This is a genomic window from Marivita sp. (genome assembly GCF_051859345.1).
Lineage (GTDB): Bacteria > Pseudomonadota > Alphaproteobacteria > Rhodobacterales > Rhodobacteraceae > Marivita.
The window spans coordinates 1-1,067 of record NZ_JBHYFV010000105.1 but is presented as its reverse complement, the minus strand read 5'-3'; the positions used below and the strand labels follow the sequence as shown (position 1 = coordinate 1,067).

Genomic DNA, 1,067 nt, shown 5'->3' with positions numbered 1-1,067 from the left:
TTGAGAACGGAACCACAAAGAGGGCATTGCCAAGTTGTGTCGGATTTATTTTCGAAAGCCCCTTAAGTGGATTTCAAGCCACCATCTCGGCAGCATAGTCTGTCCAGAGGCAAAAAGCATCTGCCCGGGCATGGCGATAGGATATGGCAGTGAGGCTGTAGCGACGCGGTCGGAAGATGTTGTTAATCTGGTCGTGTGCGGTAAGGAAACGTTGTGCTTGTCTGGGCGACTTGAATCGGCCCATGATTTTCTCCCGTCGTCGCGTCGGCCTGTGACTGCCTTCAATCTTGTTGTTGAGGCCTTTGTGGGCGCGATGATCGACGCCCGGTGCTTGATGGGCAATCGGCTTGATGTAGCTACGCAGCTTGTCTGTGGTGACAACCCTTGGCTTGCCAAATTGCGCGATCAGCCTTGCCATGAAACGCTTGGCAGCTTTCGCATTTCGGCGCGTTTGAACAAGAATATCGAGCGTATCACCGTTGGCGTCGACAGCACGCCAGAGCCAATGCTTCAAGCCGTTGATCGGAATCACAACCTCGTCGAGGTGCCATTTGTCGTTCGGTCGCGGCCGGTCACGGCGGATGCACGCGGCGAAATGCGCTCCAAACCGATTGACCCAGCCGCGTATTGTTTCCCGGCTGACCATCACGCCACGTTCGGCAAGCAGATCTTCAACATCCGCCGTACTCAGCGCAAAACGATGGTATGCCCAGACCGCGTAGGCAATGACTTCACGGGGGTGGCGAAAGCCCTTCAGGCGCGGCATTGACGTCGGTATTTTCATGCGACGCCCTATATCTAATTCAGAACAATCAAACAACTTGGCAATGCCTGATCAACACTTACGGGTCGCCACCCAGCTTCGTCATGGTTCCCCGTGGCGATCGGATTGCTGATCGGCTCGACGACCTGATTCTCAATTTTGCTGGCCCTCTCTCGGTCGCCCGATCCTTCTATCAGGATGTCGTCGCAACCTGCTCTCGCGCGTGCCTGAGTCCTGACGCAAACATTTCGTCGATCACCGAGTTTGCTCGGCGGCATGAGCAGCACTGGACAGATCGCGTATG

At 55.5% G+C, this 1,067-nt stretch carries 2 protein-coding genes; both read right to left on the bottom strand.

The annotated features are described in order from the left end of the window. Positions 1 to 73: 73 nt before the first annotated feature. On the bottom strand, positions 74 to 784 hold the full coding sequence (locus tag ACTIEN_RS22245) for an IS6 family transposase (protein WP_439525317.1): 711 nt from the start codon (positions 782 to 784) through the stop codon (positions 74 to 76). A 14-nt stretch (positions 785 to 798) separates the two neighbouring features. After that, on the bottom strand, positions 799 to 1,067 hold a 269-nt coding region (locus ACTIEN_RS22240), incomplete at its 5' end, for a hypothetical protein (RefSeq protein ID WP_439525316.1).